This window comes from Methylophaga sp. UBA3603, assembly GCF_002375335.1.
Lineage (GTDB): Bacteria > Pseudomonadota > Gammaproteobacteria > Nitrosococcales > Methylophagaceae > Methylophaga.
On record NZ_DFMC01000010.1, the window covers coordinates 560,334 to 581,338 of the forward strand.

General features: G+C 45.1%; 18 protein-coding genes. 11 read left to right on the forward strand and 7 right to left on the reverse strand.

The window, feature by feature from the left end; genetic code table 11:
• Positions 1-49 precede the first annotated feature (49 nt).
• Complete coding sequence (locus B4F66_RS13555; RefSeq protein ID WP_292356475.1) at positions 50-3,205, reverse strand: HD domain-containing phosphohydrolase; 3,156 nt, start codon at positions 3,203-3,205, stop codon at positions 50-52.
• A 325-nt stretch (positions 3,206-3,530) separates the two neighbouring features.
• On the opposite strand from B4F66_RS13555, the gene B4F66_RS13560 reads away from it, so the two are divergent.
• From B4F66_RS13560 to B4F66_RS13570, 3 genes are read left to right on the forward strand one after another with little or no spacing between them, the layout of a single operon-like run.
• The gene (locus B4F66_RS13560; RefSeq protein WP_292356477.1) at positions 3,531-3,920 is read left to right on the forward strand and encodes a YbaN family protein; all 390 of its coding nucleotides are present in this window, start codon (positions 3,531-3,533) and stop codon (positions 3,918-3,920) included.
• Positions 3,910-4,575, forward strand: coding sequence for a nitroreductase (locus B4F66_RS13565; RefSeq protein ID WP_292356479.1), 666 nt, complete (start codon positions 3,910-3,912; stop codon positions 4,573-4,575). The genes B4F66_RS13560 and B4F66_RS13565 overlap by 11 nt, the downstream gene beginning before the upstream one ends.
• Positions 4,576-4,590: 15 nt before the next feature.
• Positions 4,591-4,938, forward strand: coding sequence for a HopJ type III effector protein (locus tag B4F66_RS13570; protein WP_292356481.1), 348 nt, complete (start codon positions 4,591-4,593; stop codon positions 4,936-4,938).
• Positions 4,939-4,996: 58 nt separating this feature from the next.
• Here the strand turns inward: B4F66_RS13570 and B4F66_RS13575 are convergent, their stop codons facing one another.
• Entirely contained in the window at positions 4,997-8,854 is a 3,858-nt protein-coding gene (locus B4F66_RS13575; protein ID WP_292356482.1) for a DUF3683 domain-containing protein, read from the reverse strand.
• A gap of 123 nt (positions 8,855-8,977) precedes the next feature.
• On the opposite strand from B4F66_RS13575, the gene B4F66_RS13580 reads away from it, so the two are divergent.
• The 4 genes from B4F66_RS13580 (at position 8,978) to B4F66_RS13595 (ending at position 11,303) form a co-directional block, all read left to right on the forward strand.
• Positions 8,978-9,775 carry an undecaprenyl-diphosphate phosphatase gene (locus tag B4F66_RS13580; RefSeq protein ID WP_292356484.1) on the forward strand — a complete coding sequence of 266 codons (798 nt, stop codon included), beginning with the start codon at positions 8,978-8,980 and terminating at the stop codon, positions 9,773-9,775.
• A gap of 86 nt (positions 9,776-9,861) precedes the next feature.
• Entirely contained in the window at positions 9,862-10,290 is a 429-nt protein-coding gene (gene rplM / locus B4F66_RS13585; protein WP_014705973.1) for a 50S ribosomal protein L13, read from the forward strand.
• Between the two features lie 12 nt (positions 10,291-10,302).
• Positions 10,303-10,692, forward strand: coding sequence for a 30S ribosomal protein S9 (gene rpsI, locus B4F66_RS13590; protein WP_292356490.1), 390 nt, complete (start codon positions 10,303-10,305; stop codon positions 10,690-10,692).
• 122 nt (positions 10,693-10,814) lie between these two features.
• Positions 10,815-11,303 carry an acyloxyacyl hydrolase gene (locus B4F66_RS13595; RefSeq protein WP_292356492.1) on the forward strand — a complete coding sequence of 163 codons (489 nt, stop codon included), beginning with the start codon at positions 10,815-10,817 and terminating at the stop codon, positions 11,301-11,303.
• Here the strand turns inward: B4F66_RS13595 and lpxL are convergent.
• A complete protein-coding gene (gene lpxL / locus B4F66_RS13600; RefSeq protein ID WP_292356494.1) occupies positions 11,300-12,148 on the reverse strand; it encodes an LpxL/LpxP family Kdo(2)-lipid IV(A) lauroyl/palmitoleoyl acyltransferase in 849 nt (282 codons plus the stop codon). The genes B4F66_RS13595 and lpxL overlap by 4 nt on opposite strands.
• A gap of 198 nt (positions 12,149-12,346) precedes the next feature.
• Here lpxL and waaA point away from each other — a divergent pair, with 198 nt between their 5' ends.
• The 3 genes from waaA (at position 12,347) to mltF (ending at position 15,509) form a co-directional block, all read left to right on the forward strand.
• The gene (gene waaA / locus B4F66_RS13605; RefSeq protein WP_292356496.1) at positions 12,347-13,573 is read left to right on the forward strand and encodes a lipid IV(A) 3-deoxy-D-manno-octulosonic acid transferase; all 1,227 of its coding nucleotides are present in this window, start codon (positions 12,347-12,349) and stop codon (positions 13,571-13,573) included.
• Positions 13,574-13,580: 7 nt separating this feature from the next.
• Positions 13,581-14,009 (forward strand): tRNA adenosine(34) deaminase TadA, encoded by a 429-nt coding sequence (gene tadA / locus B4F66_RS13610; RefSeq protein WP_292411275.1) that lies wholly within the window; start codon positions 13,581-13,583, stop codon positions 14,007-14,009.
• Between the two features lie 78 nt (positions 14,010-14,087).
• A complete protein-coding gene (mltF, locus tag B4F66_RS13615; protein ID WP_292356499.1) occupies positions 14,088-15,509 on the forward strand; it encodes a membrane-bound lytic murein transglycosylase MltF in 1,422 nt (473 codons plus the stop codon).
• A gap of 53 nt (positions 15,510-15,562) precedes the next feature.
• Here mltF and B4F66_RS13620 read toward each other — a convergent pair whose 3' ends face one another.
• From B4F66_RS13620 to B4F66_RS13635, 4 genes are all read right to left on the reverse strand, one after another.
• Positions 15,563-16,204, reverse strand: coding sequence for a thiol:disulfide interchange protein DsbA/DsbL (locus B4F66_RS13620; protein WP_292356501.1), 642 nt, complete (start codon positions 16,202-16,204; stop codon positions 15,563-15,565).
• A gap of 23 nt (positions 16,205-16,227) precedes the next feature.
• Complete coding sequence (ccsB, locus tag B4F66_RS13625; protein WP_292356503.1) at positions 16,228-17,376, reverse strand: c-type cytochrome biogenesis protein CcsB; 1,149 nt, start codon at positions 17,374-17,376, stop codon at positions 16,228-16,230.
• A 28-nt stretch (positions 17,377-17,404) separates the two neighbouring features.
• Positions 17,405-19,423: a cytochrome c biogenesis protein ResB gene (gene resB / locus B4F66_RS13630; protein ID WP_292356504.1), complete on the reverse strand. Its 2,019-nt coding sequence runs from the start codon at positions 19,421-19,423 to the stop codon at positions 17,405-17,407.
• Between the two features lie 73 nt (positions 19,424-19,496).
• Positions 19,497-20,105: a c-type cytochrome gene (locus B4F66_RS13635; protein ID WP_292356505.1), complete on the reverse strand. Its 609-nt coding sequence runs from the start codon at positions 20,103-20,105 to the stop codon at positions 19,497-19,499.
• A gap of 85 nt (positions 20,106-20,190) precedes the next feature.
• Here B4F66_RS13635 and yihA point away from each other — a divergent pair, with 85 nt between their 5' ends.
• A complete protein-coding gene (yihA, locus tag B4F66_RS13640; RefSeq protein WP_292356508.1) occupies positions 20,191-20,805 on the forward strand; it encodes a ribosome biogenesis GTP-binding protein YihA/YsxC in 615 nt (204 codons plus the stop codon).
• Positions 20,806-21,005 lie beyond the last annotated feature (200 nt).

Below are 21,005 nucleotides of genomic sequence, written 5' to 3' on the forward strand. Positions count from 1 at the left end.
AAAACTCACTACAAACACCAGAATTGGTTTATCCATTATACCGCCTAAGCTAAATATAACGTTCTTCTTCTCTCAGAAACTTGTTGATATCAACTTCATCAATTTGTTCTTGTGCCATAAACTTTTCAGCGTAGTGTTTGTAAACCCCACTGGTGAGGAATAATTCAAACACATCCCTATCCATCAACTCCTGCTCAACCAGCTGATGCAAAATGAAAATTGCCACGCTCAAGGTTTTGGCTTTTTTATACGGGCGATCTGCTGCCGTCAGGGCTTCAAAAACATTGGCCAGCATAATGATGCGTTCAGGCACCGATAAATCATCAGCAGTGAGCCCCCGCGGATAGCCAGTACCATTCATTGTTTCCAAATGAGTTGTTGCATAACGTGGGATATTTGAAAGCTCATCAGGATACGGCAGGGATTCAAGCATTTTGATAGTGGTCAGAATGTGTTCATTGATTCTGAAACGCTCTTCCTTAGTCAGGGTGCCGGATTCAATGGTCAGGTTGTACAGTTCACCATGATTAAAACCGTATTCCGGTTGGTTGAGATTCTCCCCTGCCCGGGCATCCTCAGCTGCTTTCTGATTGCGAGGAATAATATGTTCCGCTTTATCTGCCAGCAACTGTTCAGTGACCGGAAGAGTCGTTGTCGCATCAGTCTGCTGATCCAGCTCAACGGGAGATAGCCCTAATTGATCATCAAAATGTCGTTCCCAAGTGATTTTTGCCAGTCGTTTCAATCGTTCATTGGTATTCTGATCCATAAATTCTGTACCAATATTGCATTGAGCAATAAAAGCAAAATCATCTTTTAGCTGCAGTTGCTTTACCTTTAAAGCTTCTTCATTCATTGCACGATTTTCGGGCCGTTGCAGGGTTTGTTGCCAGAACTCTATTTCGGCATCACGCCATAACACCTCAAAGCGCATACGGATCTCATGAATCCGGTTATAGAGCATTTCCAGTTTGGTACGTTTATCAACCAGATATTCCGGCGTGGTGATTTTTCCAAAGCTATGTAACCAGGCTGCCAAACGGAATTCCCGCTGCTTGTCTTCATCATCCAACTTGAAATATTTAAAAATCTGCTCGTTTGATTTATCCGCTTCGTTTGCCAATAACATCGACAACTCGGGTACCAGCACACAATGATGTGTTGGATAAGATGATTTTGCATCAATCGCATGGGCTACTGATGCAATCAACGAATCGGTCCATTGCTGTTGTGCTTGTTGATAAGCTCGACTTGTCTGTGACAGTTCAAGTAATTTTTCGCTTAACGCACTGAATTCCAATAAGTGATGAGATGGAACGTCTACCGCAGAAAATTGACGCTGTTGAATATGCTCAATATTTAGCTGAAGTTTTTTCACGGCAGATAATATTAGCGAGGCAAACCACCAACTGAACGGCAATAGGAATAACAACATCAAGCCGGCAACCAGCATGGCATTTTGAGTTTTGCTCCACACCTGACTCATCACAGTATTCTGCGGTGACATGATGGTGAGGTACTGGGGTTCAACATCATTGATGGCTATAGCCTGATGATAGACATAATAATCCTGCTCATTAAGTCTTATCGATTGAAGTTTATCGGAAACCTGTAGCGCATCATTTTTAAAGCGCTCCAGACGAAATGCCTGGGGGTTACCGTCGGTATCTATGGAATTAAACCATTTATCAACTAAGGCCTGATGATGACTATCCGATAAATTTTCCAGTGCCCGGTTAAGAACGTCAGTAAGCCCCGTATTTTGTCGATTCACCATAAAATGTAGCCCGGTTGGCAATTCTGCTGGCGAGAAATCTACCCCCTGATGCACCGTTATTTCATCGGAATATTCCTGGGCAGTGATATATTGCAACGTAATTGCCGTATCCATTCCGGCATCAGCCTCCCCGCTGATAACGGCTTCAAAAACTTCACGAGTCGTTTCCACTTCAATAATGTTGATATCTGGAAACTCAGCTTGCAACCTGCCGGTTAAGGACCAGCCCTCAGGGATGGCAACCGTTTTACCGTTCAGCTCTGTAATACGTGTAACAGGCGACTCGGAAGAGGTGATAATGCCGTAAGGAACATCGACAAACGGAATGGTCATTTCACCCATAAAGTTACGAAACTCACTGTAAAAAACCGGCTGCATGATTTCCAGCTCACCATCAACAAACTGTGTGGCCAACTGTTGCCAATTGTCTCCAGTAATAAACTGCATTTCCAACCCGCTCATCCGTGAAATGTAATTCAGCACATCTACGGCATACCCCATGGGAACACCGTTACTGGAAAAATTTAATGGCGGCCAGTCTTTCTCACTACTCACCCGTACTATCGGGTTTTCTTCAATGATTGCCAGTTGCTCGTTGGTCAGTTCCAGTCTTGGCGCTTCTGGCAATGAGGTTATCTGTTCTGCAGGTTGGTTGGAGGCAATAACTCCACCGGTTTGTGGATAGAAAAATATTTCCGTTTCATTGTCTCGATGACGGTTTTCCAGCAAAGTAGACAATCCTGTCAATTCTACGGTGATCGATAAAACGGCATCACTGTCTGGCAATTTGACTGAGTAGGTTTGTGCTGGAGAATGCATTTCGGCGAGCAGATAGGATTGAGTTTTGCTCACTTCATCGACGGTAGCCTCTGAAAACCAGGAATGGGTAGTGATATCAAAATCACTTTGATGCTGCCAGGCATGACGAAGGGTAAAATTACGATCATAATATTCAAGGCGTCGATGTTGCTGACCATCTTCATTGAAAATTTTGATTAACAGCCAACGATCTGCCTCCTCTGCACGCAAATGCTGGCGCAGGGCTGGCGTGGCCTGTAAGTTGATGAGTTGTTCTACCTCACCATTTTGTTGACCAAGATAAACCGATTGAAATAACGGATTACGTTGCATAACGGCAACCAACAACTGACCGACTTCACCATTTATCTGTGGATTTTCGAGCAATCTGGGTAACTGTTTTAGTTCATTTATTTCATTCGTGGCACGATTATCAATGGATTCCAGATACTCATTCACACTGGCCTTTGTTTGCTGATAACGAGAATGCAGTGTTTTCTCTGCCAGGTTCTTATTGAAGTAATATTGCAATGCAATGATGACTACAGCGACCAGCAAGCTGGAAAGCATTAACCCTGCAACTACTGCGGTGCGGATTGGTAGCTGAAATGTTTTATTTTGCTGTTGCATGCTGACCCTCTTTGGCGATGTAGATCTTTATCTAAAAAGATAATTAATACCCCAAGCTTGTCACAACTGAGTCATGCTTTCTTAGAACAAGCTTTGGTTTTTCGACTTTTATGGCAATTGAAACCTCAGCATTAGTTGCCAGCACGTATAATCACGGTTTGATAATGACATTAAACATTTTAGCTGTCGCGAATGCCAACCCTTTGGGACTGTTTATCTTTAACAGCTGCCTTGTTGGACGATATGGGCCTCCAGCAGTAGTGATGCTGAAAAATAAACAAAACCTGGTAATAAACTCTGACATTCAGGTAACTTTTTTTTCAATATGAGAAAAAGAATCAAACATTTTTTAATTTTCAGCTTTGGCTGGTTATGCGTCATTTTAGGAATAATTGGCGCATTTTTGCCCGTAATGCCAACTACGCCGTTTATGATTCTCGCCTTGGGCTGTTTTGCCGAGACTTCACCACGGTTTCACGCCATGTTGCTGAATAACCGCTGGATAGGGGCCCCATTAAGACAATGGGATCAAACCAAAACAGTACGGCGCCGTACCAAAATCCAGGCACTTGTTATGCTGGTCATCGCCTTTGGCTTTTCAATCACGTTGTTATGGGGACATATTGAATTGCAATTGATGCTATTGGGCCTAGCGGCGGTAATGATAGGGTTTGTGCTGAGATTAAAAGAAGCAGAGCCCAAATATGAAGATTGATGAAGTAATTAAACAACGTCACTGCACCAGGGCATTTCTGGATAAAACGGTAAGCGATAAACTTATTCATGAAATACTCGATATCGCCCGTCATGCACCTTCAGGCGCCAATACCCAGCCCTGGCAGGTAGCAGTCGTGACCGGCAACACCAAACAACAACTCTCGGAGAGTCTGATTCACGCTTTCAGAGAAGGTCATGCGTCCAGACCAGACTATGCTTATTACCCCGAAACCTGGCAGTCGCCGTATATAGATCGTCGCCGTGCCTGTGGTTTACAGCTTTATCAGAGTTTGCAGATTGACCGCAAAGACAAACACGCCCAACGGAAACAATGGGAAGCCAATTATCGGGCGTTTGACGCACCAGTGATGATGCTATTTTTTATGGATGCAGAGATGCAGACCGGATCCTTTCTGGATTTGGGTATGTTTATACAAAATCTGATGCTGGTCGCGCAGAATAAAGGTCTGGCCACCTGTCCGCAGGCGGCTCTAGCGGAATACCCTGAAAATGTTAAAAAAATTCTGGAGTATCCTGCCGACACTATTCTGGTGTGCGGTATGGCAATAGGTTATGAAGATACTCATGCTGCGGTTAATAAATACCGCACTGCTCGTGAACCAGTGGCCGAATTTACCCGCTTTTTTTATTAATTTTGGAGTTTTACTATGGATTTAGCGACCTTTCTCAGCACGTTGACTGATAATCCGTCCGCAATTGATTTCGAAGATACCATTGCAGTGATTGATACCAATTATCAGTTCACCCCCACCGCATTTCATAACGGTGAGCTGCATAATGATGCTGGAGAGAATAATGGATCATGCAAAATTCTGTTTTTTGGTATTTTGCATGAATTGGGAGAGTCACAGACCTTAGCCTGTTTTGGGCGTTATTACCGAAGCGATGTTTTGCTGAATCCCAAAGGTGAAGACCATCAGAATATCCGTAACTTTCTGCGTTATGGCTGGGATCGTGTCAGTTTCAACGGTGAAGCGTTAACGCCTCTGCACTGATAGCCTTTCATAAAAAAATCCCGAACGCAGAATACTGCGTCCGGGATCATTCTATTTATTAGAGCAGTACCCGCTCAATACCACCGGCTTTCACATTATCAATAAACTGTGTATGCCACTGTTCACCTAGCACGTGTTTCGCCACTTCCACCACAATGTAATCGGTTTCAATACCGGTATCTTCGTTGTAGCGTGACAGCCCCTGCTGACAGGCTGGGCAGGACGTCAGCATTTTCACATTGCCTTTAACCGCTTTGTCCTGGCCAGTTAATTCTTGGATGCCCTTGGTGATCTCTTCTTCCTTACGGAACCGAACCTGCGTGGCAATATCAGGACGTGCAACGGCAAACGAACCTGCTTCACCACAGCAACGATCATTCAAGGTGACATCCTGACCCAACAGACTGGCGGCCACTGACGTTGGTTTATAGGTTTTCATCGGTGTATGGCAGGGATCGTGATACATATACTGAATACCGTCGACACCCTGCATTTTCACACCTTTTTCCATCAGGTACTCATGAATATCCAATAAACGGCAGCCCGGGAAAATCGCTTCAAATTCATATTTAAGTAACTGATCCATACAGGTTCCGCAAGACACGATAACGGTCTTGATATCCATATAGTTCAGCGTATTGGCGACGCGATGGAACAACACCCGGTTACTGGTTGAAATCGCCGTGGCCTTGTCATCATCACCGGTAGAAGCCTGAGGATAACCACAACATAAATAGCCTGGTGGTAGTACCGTTTCAGTACCTACTTCATATAACATCGCCAGAGTTGCCAGCCCTACCTGACTGAACAGACGCTCTGAGCCACAACCCGGAAAATAAAATACCGCATCGGAATCTTCGCTGACTTTGTTTGGATCCCGCAGAATCGGTACCATTTTGTCATCTTCCAGACCCAGCATGCCACGCGTGGTTCGCGTCGGCAGATTGCCCGGCATCGGTTTTTTAACAAAATGCACCACCTGTTCACGTAAGGGTGTTTTACCCGTCGTAGGTAATGGTGGCTTTTTCTTTTTGTTGGCCAGAAGCCCCAGATACTTAGCTGCCGAGTGCGCCAGGCGCTGGGCTTTGAACCCCATTTGAATCATGGTTTTATGCATGATTTTAACGGTAAAAGGATCCGTCGCATTCAGATAAGCCATCGAAGACCAGGTACCCAGATTCACATGGCGTTTACCTTGTTTCTTCAACACGGCACGCAGCTTCATTGACACGTCACCAAAGTCGATATTGACAGGACATGGATTCAGACAGCGATGACATACCGTGCAGTGATCGGCCACATCATTCATTTCTTCAAAATGTCGTACCGAAATACCGCGGCGGGTCTGTTCCTCATAGAGAAACGCTTCCATAATCAGACCGGTGCCCAGGATCTTGTCGCGTGGTGAATAATACAAATTGGCACGCGGCACATGGGTGGTACATTCCGGTTTACATTTACCGCAACGCAGACAGTCCTTGATATCGTTGTTAATCTCACCCAAATCACTGGCTTCAAGAATTAACGCTTCCTGTTGCAATAGTCTCAACGACGGTGTGTAAGCGTTTTCCAGGCCTGAACCCGCCAGCAATTTACCGGCATTGAAACGGCCCAACGGATCCACTTTCTGTTTATAACCGGCAAATGCATCAATGGTCGCTTTATCCAGATATTGCATCTTGGTCAAACCAATTCCATGCTCACCAGAGATAACCCCACCCAGATCACCCGCCAGCTTCATTACCCCATCAACGATCAGTTCTGCTTCATGCATCATCTGATAGTCGTTTGAGTTCACCGGAATATTGGTATGCACATTACCGTCACCGGCATGCATATGGGTCGCAACAAACAGTCGGCTTGAACGTAATTCTTTATGAATATCATCCAGCTTGGTACGCAACACTTCCAGAGATTGGCCCTGAAACAGTTCTTTCAGTGGTTTTTCCACCTCTTTACGATAAGAGATACGTAAATCCCGGCGTTGCAATACATTAAATAAGGTATCGGTATCAGCCAGCAACTTGAGCACTTCATCGGATAACAACTCTTTGTGATTCAATGCGACAGAATCAAGGTTATCCAGAACTTCCTGCCAGCGGGTCTGTACCACACGTAAATGACTGCAGGCAGTATCAACTTTCGATTGCAGAATGGCATCATTTTCAGCGCTGTCATCGAGTTTTTTAATGGTTTGTTTCAGCTCTTTAGGCTGACTGCTCAAAAACTGCAGCACCGCATCCACTATTCGCAGCTTATTTTTAGTAGAATGAATGATGTTAATTCGCTCAATACCGTCGTTATATTCAGACAGCCGCTCAAGCGGAATGACCACGTCTTCATTAATTTTGAACGCGTTAGTGTGTTTGGCAATGGCTGCAGTACGCGCACGATCAGCCCAGAAACGGGCCCGTGCCTCAGGACTTACCGCAACAAAGCCTTCTCCCTCACGGGCATTCGATAGACGCACAACCTCAGAACTGGCTTCGGCTACTGCATTTTCATCATCGCCGACAATATCGATCAGCAATACCATTTTCGGTAACTCTGAACGTGGTGCCTTAGTGCTGTAATCAACTGCTTTAACGTAGCGTTCGTCCAGATGCTCCATACCTGCGAGCAGCACTTTTTTGTTGTTATCAAGGAAGTTTTTGGTTTCCACAATCGCCGGTACAGCTTTGGTCAAATCGTTACCAAAGAATTCGAGACAAACAGTTCGAATAAATTGTGGCATACGGTGAAGGACAAACACCGCCGAGGTAATCAAGCCGTCGCAACCTTCTTTCTGAATGCCAGGTAAGCCACCCAAAAACTTGTTGGTTACATCTTTACCCAAGCCCAACTTGCGTAACTGCTGTGCAGGTATAGCAATCTCTTCAGGCGCTTCCAACAATGTTTTGCCATCTGGTTTATAACGACTGATTCTGAAAGTCGCCATCTCAATATCGTGGATTTTACCCATGTTGTGGTTTAGGCGTTCCACTTCCATCCAGGTCGCATCGGGCGTCACCATTCTCCAGGAAACCAGATTATCCAGTGCAGTTCCCCACATAACGGCTTTTTTACCACCGGCATTCATCGCCACATTACCGCCGATAGTCGAGGCATCCTGAGACGTCGGATCCACAGCAAAGACCAAACCATTTTTACCGGCAAGGTCAGACAATCGACGGGTCACAACACCGGCTTCGGCACGCACAGTAGCAACTTCATCATCACGTCCAGGAAGCTTGCGATAAACAACAGTCCCTAAGCCTTCCAGTTTTTCGGTATTGATAACGACACTATCCGCAGTCAAAGGAATCGCCCCACCGGTATAGCCGGTACCACCACCACGAGGAATGACAGTTAAACCCAACTCAATACTGGCAGCAATAATAGCGGCCATTTCTTCTTCGGTGTCCGGTTTGATAACGGCCAGCGGATATTCAACACGCCAGTCAGTGGCATCTGTCACATGTGACACACGCGATAATCCATCAAAGCAGATATTGTGTTTTTTGGTCACACGGCTAAGACGACGCATAACCACTTTGCGACGATCCGCCGTTGCCAGCAGTTCACGCTCAAACTTTTCTACTGCCTTGCGAGCTGCTTGCTCAAGCTGAAGTGCCAGTTGATTATCATTTTCTGTAGCACGTTCACGGATTTGATCCAGACGATGATGCAAAGCATGGCGCAGCGAGTCCCAGCGTTTGCGATTTTCAATCAAATCATCCTGTATATAAGGATTGCGGGTGATAACCCACATGTCACCCAAAACTTCAAACAGCATTTTTGCGCTGCGCCCAGTTTTGCGTTGTTCACGTAACTGTTGCAGAATTTCCCACATCGGTTCGCCCAGATAGCGGATGACAATTTCACGATCTGAGAAAGAAGTGTAGTTATATGGAATTTCTCTTATACGAGTTGACATAATGGGTCAGCTAATCCTGATTGAGAAGTAATATTCAATCGAGAATTTTAACACGAAGCCAGCTATTATAAGACCCATTAATAATGAGCCTTTTGCCAGCGATGGCTATGTCATGAGAAAAATATGGAAATTATACAAATTATTGCACTTGCCCTACTCCAAGGCCTGACCGAGTTTTTACCCATTTCGAGCTCTGCTCATCTGATTCTGTTACCCATTATTGCCGGCTGGGAAGATCAGGGGCTTGCATTTGATGTCGCAGTACATGTGGGCACACTGACAGCGGTTATTTTTTATTTTCGAACAACCATCAGACAACTTGTCTTTGACTGGTTTCGCTCTCTGCAACAAAAACAAACTGTAGGTGAAAGTAAATTAGCCTGGGCCGTCATTATCGGTACCATTCCGGTTGGACTGGCCGGATTATTTTTGGATGATTTCATCGAGTTATTCTTACGTAGTCCGCTGGTTATTGCCGCAACAACAATTTTATTCGGACTGTTACTAGGTTGGGCAGACTGGAAAGGCAAGCGAAACCGCCAAGAAGATCAAATGAACTGGAAAGACATTTTTATTATTGGCTTCTCCCAGGCCTTGGCGCTAATACCGGGCACATCCCGCTCAGGCATCACCATGACCGCAGCATTGATGCTGGGATTAACGCGTGAAGCTGCTGCCCGCTTCTCATTTTTATTATCTATTCCGGTTATTTTTTTGGCAGGGGGCCTGGAAACAGTTAAACTGATCAAAGCTGATCAAGCAACGGACTGGTTTGCCCTAACTGCTGGCGCGGTTTTCTCGGCCATCAGTGCTTACATCTGTATCTTTTTGTTTCTTAAACTACTCGAACGGATAGGCATGTGGCCTTTTGTCATTTACCGCTTAGTACTGGGTGGCTTTTTGCTATTTATATTTAGTTAATTGCAGTTGACAGACTTTGCTTGAATCCGTAACATTCTCCCTCTTTATTTGACCGCATGCGTATATTTTCAGGAGCACCCCGCGGAATGAAAACCTTAAGTGCAAAACCAGCAGAAGTTCGTCGCGACTGGTTCGTAATTGATGCCGATGGCAAAACTCTGGGCCGTATGGCAACAGAAATCGCTCGCCGTCTGCGCGGCAAACACAAAGCTATTTATACACCTCACGTTGATACAGGCGATTACATTGTTGTTGTAAACGCTGAAAAACTGCGTGTTTCCGGCAACAAGATGAAAGATAAAATCTATTATCACCACACTGGTCACATTGGTGGTATCAAATCTATCTCGCTGGAAAAACAACTGGATAAAGCACCTGAGCGTGTCATCCAGACGGCAGTGAAAGGCATGTTGCCTAAAAATCCTCTGGGCCGTGCTATGTTCAGCAAACTGAAAGTGTATGCTGGTACTGAACATCCACACGCAGCTCAACAACCTAAAATGCTGGAAATTTAATCGGATAACGTCATGGCAGATTCTTACTACGCAACAGGCCGCCGCAAAAGCTCAACCGCTCGTGTATTCATGAAGCCAGGCAGCGGCAACATTACCATCAACACCCGCACCCTTGAAGATTACTTCGGTCGCGAAACATCTCGCATGGTGGTACGCCAACCACTTGAACTGGTTGAAATGACCGACAAAGTTGACCTTAATATCACCGTTCGTGGTGGTGGTAACAACGGTCAAGCTGGTGCGATTCGTCACGGTATCAGCCGCGCATTAGTCGAATATAACAGCGAATTGAAAACTGATTTACGTAGCGCCGGATTCATCACTCGTGATGCGCGTGCCGTTGAACGTAAGAAAATCGGTTTACATAAAGCTCGTAAGAAACCACAGTTCTCTAAACGTTAATTCAACGTTGATTGGACAAAAAAACCACCTTCGGGTGGTTTTTTTTTGCATTTAACTTCTCAAACTGGATGAATCATGTTATCTAATAAACTGATTTTGATGATCTAAAAGGGCAATAATTTATGATAAGAAAGAGCATTATCGGAATCATCGGATTACTAGGCTGTGTGAGCGTTCAGGCGGAATCTCCAGCAATCGCGATGTCTGCAGGAAGTTTTGAAGTTTTCGAAAGCAACAATTCATTGGAACTGGGTATTGAGTATCGGTTTGCCACACAGGAAACGTTCTTTAATGTCATTCCAGCAATTGGTCTCAGCGGCAACTCGGATGGAGGCTATTGGGCCCATGCAGGCGGTCGATATGACATTAATCTTGGAGAAAAATGGGTCTTAACCCCACAACTTGCCGTGGTCGGCTATGAAGATGGCGATGGTCAGGATTTGGGAAGCGGTTTTTTATTTCGTACGGGAATAGAGCTCGGTTATCGTATTAGCTCATCTTCACGGCTGGCGTTAACGCTCTATCATATGTCGAATGCGGACTTGGCAAAAAACAATCCCGGCTCCGAATCATTAATGCTGAGCTACAGTTTTTCTCCGTTTAATCGCTAGTTTTTTTTGTAAAATAGGCCCTTGCCTTCTGGCTGAGTTTTAAATCGTCGATGCACCCACAGATATTGCGTCGGCGATTTTTTTATTTCGGCCTCTACCCAGTCATTTACTCGTTGCGCATCAGCCAGTTCATCGCCTATTGGGTAGTTTTCCCAGGCGGGTCCAATATCAATCGAATAATTTCCATTGGGTAAGCGTCTTGGTACATAAGGCACAACGGCTGCACCACTCATTTTGGCGAGTCTAGCTGTTGCTGGAATAGTGGCGGCTTTTATACCAAAAAATTTGGCAAAAACACTGGTTCTTCGACCAAAATCCTGATCAGGCGCATACCATACAACCTTATTCTTTTTTAATGCTCTCAACATACCGCGCATATCTGCTTGTAAAATTGTCCCTTCACTGTGACGTTGTCGCTGATGTAGCATCACTGCATTAAATAACGGACTTTTAAGTTCACGAAACATCACATAGCACGGCTGTTTCAACATGATCAGCCGTCCGCCCAATTCCATGCTGGTAAAATGGCCGGTCAGTAACAGCACCCCTTTCCCTTTAGCCAGAGCATTGTGAATATGTTCGAGACCATGATATTCCACCCGTTTTTCCAGGCTTTTGTCACTGGCCCACCAACTGATGGCGGTCTCGATCGGCATCATGCCCATCGTCAACATATTTTCACTGAGCAATTCTTTACGTTTTTGCTGACTCATTTCCGGGAAGCATAATTCAAGGTTTCGCCTGGCAACACGCTCGCGATCCTTCATAAACAATCGCATTAAGCGGCCCAGACTATGACCCGCGAATAATTGCCAGGATTTTGGCAAGTAAATTGAGATACGCATAAGAAGCAGGCCAAGCCAATTTGGCCAAAAGCGCGGGTGAAGGAATTTTTTACTGAGAATTTTCATCTGTTCGATAACAATACAAAACAGTGTCTATGCTATCATCCCAACTCAATTTAAGCTTAAAAAACTGCCTGCAGTGAGTCCAATTTGAAAGTTTTGTATTCAACCCTATTCTATCTTGCTCTGCCTTTCATATTGATCAGATTGATCTGGCGTGGATTTAAGGCACCAGCTTATTTTAAACGCTGGAATGAACGGTTTGGACATATACCTTCCCGCGCATCCGAGCAAAATCTTATCTGGGTGCATGCGGTATCTGTAGGGGAAGTCGAGGCTTGTCGGCCCCTTATTAAAGGATTACAGGACCGTTACCCTGACCATCAGGTTCTTATCACTACAATGACCCCCACCGGTAGTGCCAGGGTAAAAAGCCTGTTTGCAGAAAATGTACTGCACGTATATCTGCCATATGATTTACCGTTCGCTATCAGACGTTTTCTTGACGCAATGCAGCCTCAGTTCGGCATTATTATGGAAACTGAACTCTGGCCTAATCTGATTCTGATTTGTGCTGAACGCTCAATTCCCCTCACAGTCGCCAACGCAAGACTATCCGCCCGCAGTGCCCGGGGATATTTGAAAGTCGCCAAGTTAACACGGCAGATGTTACAAAGCATTCCGCTCATTGCCGCACAATCCCATAGTGACCGCGATCGTTTTGTTCAACTGGGTGCACATAAAGACAAAGTCCACGCCGTGGGAAACCTGAAATATGAAATCAGTTTACCGGCCAGTGTTATCGAGCGTGCAGAGTCAATACGAGCATTATGGGGAAATCGATCCGTATTTATTGCCGCCAGCACCCATGAGGGCGAAGAAGAGCTAATACTGGATGCAGCCCGCAAAATCCGTGGCCAGTTTCGTGATTTATTATTAATCATCGTTCCACGTCATCCTGAACGCTTTGATCGGGTGACAGCACTGTGCCGTCGTTCTGGTTTAAATACACTGCGCAGAAGTGATGGCAAGCCTTGTAGTAGCCAGGTTCAAGCGCTGGTGGTTGATAGCATGGGCGAATTATCCGTTTTTTATGGTACAGCAGATGTTGCTTTTGTTGGGGGTAGCCTGGTGAATCATGGCGGTCACAATATATTAGAACCGGCTGCGCTTTCCCGCCCCGTTATCACCGGCCCTCATTATTTTAACTTTCTTGAAATAACCAGACAGTTTCTCGAACATCATGCGGCTATTGAGGTAAAAAACACTGAACAATTAGCGGATTCCGTCATTGCGTTATTAAAAGATCCTCAACGTCGCGCTGAAATGGGAGATGCGGGTAAACACCTGATTGAACAAAGTAAAGGTGCCAGCCAGCGCTTACTCAACCTCATTGATGTTCATATCAGTCATGTTCAACGATGAGTATTGGATGCGTCAGGCATTATTACTGGCGCATCAGGCAGAACAACATGGCGAGGTACCGGTTGGTGCGATTATCGTCCATCAGGATGAACTCATTGGTACCGGGTGGAATCAACCTATCAGCCAACTGGATCCCACGGCGCATGCCGAGATTGTTGCTTTACGTGCAGCCTGTCTCAACCAACAGAACTATAGACTCCCCGGTTCCACAATGTATATCACGCTGGAGCCCTGCATCATGTGTGCTGGTGCGATTGTTCATGCCAGAATTGAGCGAGTAGTTTTCGCTGCTACTGAACCGAAAACCGGTGCAGCGGGCAGTTGTATGGATATTTTTAATACCAGTCAGTTAAACCATCGTGTTCAATATGAACATGGTGTGTTAGCTGAAGAAAGCAGTAAGCTGCTGAAGGATTTCTTTCGCGGGAAGCGATAGACATCACATTTTCCTGTTCATTAATTGTAAGTTTTGGGAAATTTGATGTGCAAAGCCTTCCTTATGTAGGATAATTTCATGCCCTACTGTCAGAGTGAAGTTTTGAAAAAGCTAATTTTTCTCCTTTGCATGCTCTGCGTATTAAACGCTTGCAACTCCTCCAGTAATCAACTGGAGCAAATCCTGGAGCGTGGTGAACTTCGTGTGGTGAGTCGCTATGGTTTGACCAGTTATTATAATAATGGTGGTGAACTGGCGGGATTTGAGTTTGAACTGGCGCAACGGTTTGCCGATTTTCTCGGTGTTGATCTCAAAGTGACCGTTCCCGATAACCTCAGCAAAACCCTCGATATGATTGAAAACGGTCAGGCAGATATTGCTGCTGCGGGCTTAACAATAACCCGGGCCCGGCAAAACAGATTACGGTTTGGCCCAATTTATCATGAAGTCACTCAACAGCTTATTTACCGTCATGGCAGCCAGAAACCGCGAGATATCACCGAAATCAGCACCGGTCAGTTAGAAATTGTTGCTAATAGCAGCCATGCTGAACAGCTTGCTAATCTTCAACAGGAAATACCATTGTTGTCTTGGACCGAAAACCAGACGATAGACACCAGCGGGTTACTTGAGCTGGTTCAGCTCGAACTTATTGATTACACCATCGTTGACTCTAATGAGATGGCTGCCAGCCATAGTCTTTATCCCGAACTAAGAGTGGCTTTTGATATATCGGATCCCCAGCCATTAGCCTGGGGTATGCGTCGCAATGATGATATGAGTTTACAACTTGCGGTAAATGCTTTTTTTGAAGAAATAGAAAGTTCGGGCTATCTGGATCAATTAATTGAAAAGTATTTCGGTCATATCCGTCGTTTCGATTATGTCGATTCGCGTGCCATTCACCGTCGTATTCAGACGCATCTCCCTCAATATGAATCCACTTTTAAAGCTGCTGCATTAGCCTATGGTTATGATTGGCGCTTTCTCGCAGCAGTTGCCTATCAGGAATCACACTGGAATCCAGATGCCGTTTCCAGTACTGGCGTACGTGGCTTGATGATGCTGACTCAAGCCACTGCAAATGAAATGGGCGTCAGCGAGCGGGAAGATCCTGTGCAGAGTATCTTTGCCGGCACAGCTTATCTGACTATTATGAAAACCCGTTTACCGGAGCGGATCGCTGAGCCGGATCGTACCTGGTTAGCGTTAGCTGCTTATAATATTGGTATGGGGCATTTGGAAGACGCAAGAGTCTTGACGGAAAAAAATGGCGGCAATCCTGACCGCTGGGCTGATGTTCGCGAAAACCTGCCTTTACTTGCCAAACAGAAGTGGTTCAGCCAAACACGTCATGGATATGCACGTGGCGCCGAGCCGGTGCGTTACGTCGGTAATATCCGACGTTATTACGATATTATGTTGCACCATGATGAAGTCAATCAAAATGCTTCCACCCCACCCGCTGAAATTAATGAAACACTTCCAGCAGCATTATAAAAAAGGCCGGTTGCTTTCGCTAACCGGCCTTACCTGCTCTAACAAAACTCGCTTTATTTTTCTGCTTCAACTTTTTCAATCAAATACTCAACCACATTAAGCATTTCAGTCATCCCACCTGCCAGCGGTGCGTCAGTAAAATAACGTCCATCAACGATAATAACTGGAACACCCTGAACGCCAGATGTTTGGCTGATGATCAGTGCTTTTTTTACGTTGGTTTTGACAGTAAACGAATTCATCGTTTCAACGAATTTCTCACGATCAATCCCCTGCTCTTCAACAAAATCGAGCAAACGATCTTCAGTATCGAGACGACGCTTATCAATATGAATCGCATTAAATAATGCTTTATGCAACTTTTCAGAATCACCCGTTATTTGTGCAGCATAAAACACTCTTGCTAACTGCAACCAACTGTCACGGAAAATAGCCGGTACCTGAGTAAATTTCACATTTTCAGGCAAGGTTTCTTTCCATTGCATGATTTGTGAGTCCAAATTAAAACAATGTGGACAGGAGTACGAGAACAACTCAATGACTTCAATGTGTTCATTTGAGGTATTTTTCGCCATACGCTCAGTGGTAGGCTTATAGTGTTCACCCTCTTTGTAGCTTGTTGAATCAGCTGACACAGAAAAAGGCATTAATAATGCCGCTGTGGTGAGTAACAAAGCACGAATTGATCTCGTCATTTCAATATCCTTAAATTTTTTAATTACAAACTGCCATAAGAATGAAGGCCAGACAGAAACATATTGACACCCAGAAAGGCAAATAAGGTCACGAACAATCCAACAATTGCCCACCAGGCCATTGGTTTACCATTCCATCCTTTTGTCATGCGCATATGCAACCAGGCTGCGTAGTTTAGCCAGACAATCAAAGCCCAGGTCTCTTTCGGATCCCAAGACCAGTAACCGCCCCACGCTTCAGCAGCCCACAAAGCCCCTAGAATCGTCGCCACCGTAAAAAAGGCAAAGCCCAGGGCAATGCTTTTATACATCAGATCATCCATCATTGTCAGTGGCGGCATGGCTTTGACCAACCCACTGTCCGGATTTTTTTCACTACGCCAGCTGACCAATAAATAAGCGATGCCAATCATGGCCGCCATAGCAAACGCACCGTATCCTATAAAATTGGCTGGTACATGAATTTTCATCCAGTAACTTTGTAATGCCGGGACTAATGGCTGAATTTCGTGGGCATTGCGTTCAAATGCATACCAAAGCTGAAATATCACAGCAGCAGAGATAACCAGCAAGACGAATCCACCCAGACTACGCACTTGATACCGACGTTCGTAGAACAGATACAGTAAAGCCGTTACGACAGCAAACAGAATAAAGACTTCGTAAAGATTGCTGACAGGAATGTAGCCAATATCAGCACCCATCATATGCGTTTCACGCCAGCGAACCATCAGCCCTGTCATCCCAAAGGTCGTCGCAATCCAGGTAAATACGCTACCAACTTTTTCGGTATAGTCAGATCTGAAAATCAACCCACCAAAATAGGTAAATGTGGCGGCGATAAAAAATACACTCATCCACATAATGGCTGACTGGCTGGCCAGCATGTATTTGAGCAATCCGTTAGTTTCAGCAGCCTCCAGATTGGTACCGTATAACTGCAAGGCAATTAGACTGAGCATAGCAACAGCGATAGCGTGACCGCGGAAGCCGGGCCAATGATTGCCGACAAAGCCCATGCTAATAGCCGTAAACATCAGGATTGAGACCTCATATACGTCCAGCACTTCATGATAAACAGACAAAATACCAATGGTTGCCAGTAATAAAAGTGCATACCACCACCAGGTATGGGCAGCAGGTTTTGTCATGATTTCAGTATTCGTTGTCATAGGTTTCTCATACTCTTTAACGCTTTCATTAAGAACCTGGCTCCAGGTTGGAGTTCCCGGTTTTAGTTGCTAAAACAGTTTGTTGCTCATTGAAAAATGTATTAAACTCGCGGGCATTTCGATTTGTCGAACCTGCCAATATAATTTCCGTGTGTTCAGCACCCTCTTCCACCCATGCCCATAAGCGTCTCTGTGGAAGATAGAACAGTAAAAACACACCGATTATCAATAGCGCACAACCGAAATACACCACATTCTTTCCTGGGGCTTTGGCAATTTGCAGGCCGGTCGATTGAACATGTTCAAAATCAGTCAGCTGCAAAAAGACCGGCGAACCGTAACGTGATAAGGTGCCAATTGTATCCACACTATCCTGTAAAAACAGTAACTGGTCGTTGGTCACAGTTTGCGGAGTAATGCCATCCATGCTGAAATAAATCCGCGCCAGCATCTCCCGTAACATGCCCAGATAAGCAGGCGCCAGATTGTCACGCTCGGCGTCAGGAAGATTGTTATCAATGAAATCCCTGACCTCATCAAAACCACCCCTGACAAACATGGTGATCAATGTTTCGAGGGTTTGCTGCAAACTGGCTTCAAGAGCTTCATCACGTTCTGGCAACATTGCCAACGCTTCTTTCATCATCGAATTGGCAATATCTGATACCAGCTCTTCATCACGTAATAACGCTGAATAATTCAAGAACTGCTGCAAGCTTCCATCTTCATCTACAGGTAAATAGAGGTAGGCAAAGGATTCTGCAGGACTGTTACGAACACCACTTAAATAGTATTCGCGACCATCACGCTCAACCGGAAACATATAGTTTTCGTATTCTCTGGCTTCACCAGTCTCTGTACGTAACTTAAACGTAAAATTCGGACCAAAATCACGTAAATTTCGCTCATCTTCTTCTGTCGGATCAGGGTTGATATTAAACGGCCGGAAACTGGTCATTTCCAGCTGCATGGTTTCTTCTCCCCACAGCATTTGACGATTTTCAAATACTTTGGTTTGGATAGAAACAGGCTCAGTCCCGGCACGGCTATCAAGAGGCCATGCATCGATACTAAGCGAAGAACCACCGTCACTGAAACTGGATTGATAGATCGAGTGGCCTCGATAAATTAATGGGTGGTTTACCGCAATAGTAGATTCAAAGGGTTCCGCCAGTTGATCGTCGTGAATCACTAAATCCGATTCAAAAGATTTTGGCTGACCATTGGGATAATGTTCGATTCGGAAATCTTTTACTTCAATACGAAAAGGCAGGGCTTGCAACAAATAACCGTCACGAACCGGTAAAAAAACTACTTCTGCCGCCTTGCCTTCCGGGATACTTACACTCCCCCTAAAACCCTGACTACCAACTGCAAGACGACTTTCTGCAGGTATTTCACGGATCGAAAGATCGCGGGTCTCAATTTTGATTTCACCGCGCCATTCGGCAAATTTTAATGGCATGTTGCTATCAAACAGACCACCAACACAGATCACCACAATGGCAATATGGGTAAACAGGTAGCCGAGACGGTTCATACCGCCACGCATTGCAGAAATTAATACAGCATCATCTTGTTTAACCGTTTGTCTACTGCGGAACCCCAGTTTTTTGAATTCCTGCTGCAAATCATTTGCTACTGAAGGCATGGTTGCATTTGATTGCCACTGAGCACTGTGATGCATAGCTTTTAAGGATTTTTTCTGCACATTAGTGCGTAACTGCCACATTTCTTTAGCCATCGCCGGAAAATGACGAATTACACAAACCGATGTGGAAATGACAAGCAATGCAAGTATGGCGATAAACCAGATAGAACTGTAAACATCATAAAGCCCAAGCTGTTCAAATACTTCAAACCAGAAAGGACCAAATTTAATGACATAATCAGCATAGGGCTGGTTTTGCTGTAGAACAGTGCCGATAACAGAGGCAATGGCAAGTGTCAGCAATAACGTAATTGCCAACTCCATAGAGCCAAGAAATAAAAATAATCGGCGAGAGTAGCTGTTGTGGGAGTTATCTTTCGGGGTAACTTCAGACATGAAATTGCTCAAACATGAGCCGATGAGTTACTCCGGTGCAATCAGAATCATTGTCACCGGAGCTTATCAGCAATTAATGCAGACCGGATACATAAGCGGAAACCGCTTTAATTTCTTCCTCAGTCAACTTGGAAGCAATATCACGCATCATTCCATTAGGATCGTTATGACGTTCACCATTTGCAAAAGCGTGTAATTGCGATTCTGTATAGGCACGATATTGAGCAGATAGTTTCGGCCATTTCGCCGCGGGCATACCACTGCCATTGGGACCATGGCATGCCATGCAGGCAGGCACCCCGGATTCGCTATTGCCGCCACGATAAATCTGTTTTCCCAGTTCCAGCAAGTCTTCGCTCACGGCGCCCGGCGCAGTTTCTTTGCTGGCAAAATAAGCCGCCAAATCAGCCATATCCTGTTCCGACAGGTTGGCCACCATCGGCGCCATTATGGCGTTTTTACGTTTACCACTTTTGAATTCGACTAGCTGTTTGTAGAGGTAACTGGCATGTTGTCCAGCCAGTTTTGGGTACATATCAGAAGGACTGTTACCATCAGCACCATGACAGGCAGCGCACACAGCTGATTTTGTTTTGCCAGCGGAAATGTCTCCTGTGGCAAAAACAAGTGGTGAACTCGATACACCCACCCCAAACACCACTGCAAAAATAAATTTTTTCATTGTCGTTCCTGGCTACTAACTTTCGGATACAAAACTTTCGGTATGCTACTCTTATTGGCACTTTTTTGCACCTGGAAAGACTGACATGTCAGAGTTATACCGAAGCGCACATTATACTGTCAGCGCCACACAATTGTCTCAACTGCCACCTGACTCAGGTTTCGAAGTAGCTTTTGCGGGCCGCTCAAATGCCGGAAAATCCAGCGCAATCAACACCATCACAGGAATCAAAGCTCTGGCGCGAATAAGTAAGACACCAGGAAGAACACAAATGATCAATTTTTTTCATCTGGACGATGAAAGAGCCATGGTAGATCTTCCCGGTTATGGTTATGCCAAAGTCCCGGAAAAGATGAAGCTTAAATGGCAAGCCACCCTGAGCAAATATCTGGAAACGCGCCAATCGTTGCGCGGATTAATGCTGATGATGGATATTCGACATCCATTAAAAAACTTTGACCTACAAATGCTGGACTGGGCAAAACAGGCTGAACTGCCGATTCATATTTTACTCACCAAGTCGGATAAATTGGGACGCGGTGCTGGGGGTAATGCCCTGCAACAGGTTCGTAAAGAATTAAAAGATGCTGGGTTGGAAGCATCGGTACAATTATTCTCTTCTTTAAATCATCAGGGACGTGATGAAGCGATTCAGGTACTTGATAATTGGTTTGAATTATCGACCGCCGAACAGCAATAGAATATTTTTCTTTCTGTTCGCTGAAAATTTATGCTTCAGGTGATGGCAGATGTCATCACTCTCTGCTAACGTTTACGGCATTGGGACATGCAGTGCTAACATAACATTTCCAGTTCAATGCTGAACCTGCCGCTTAATGGCAATGTTGCCAGAGCTGGTTCCCTATCCCCGATTTTTTCCATAACGATGCCCATTCAAGG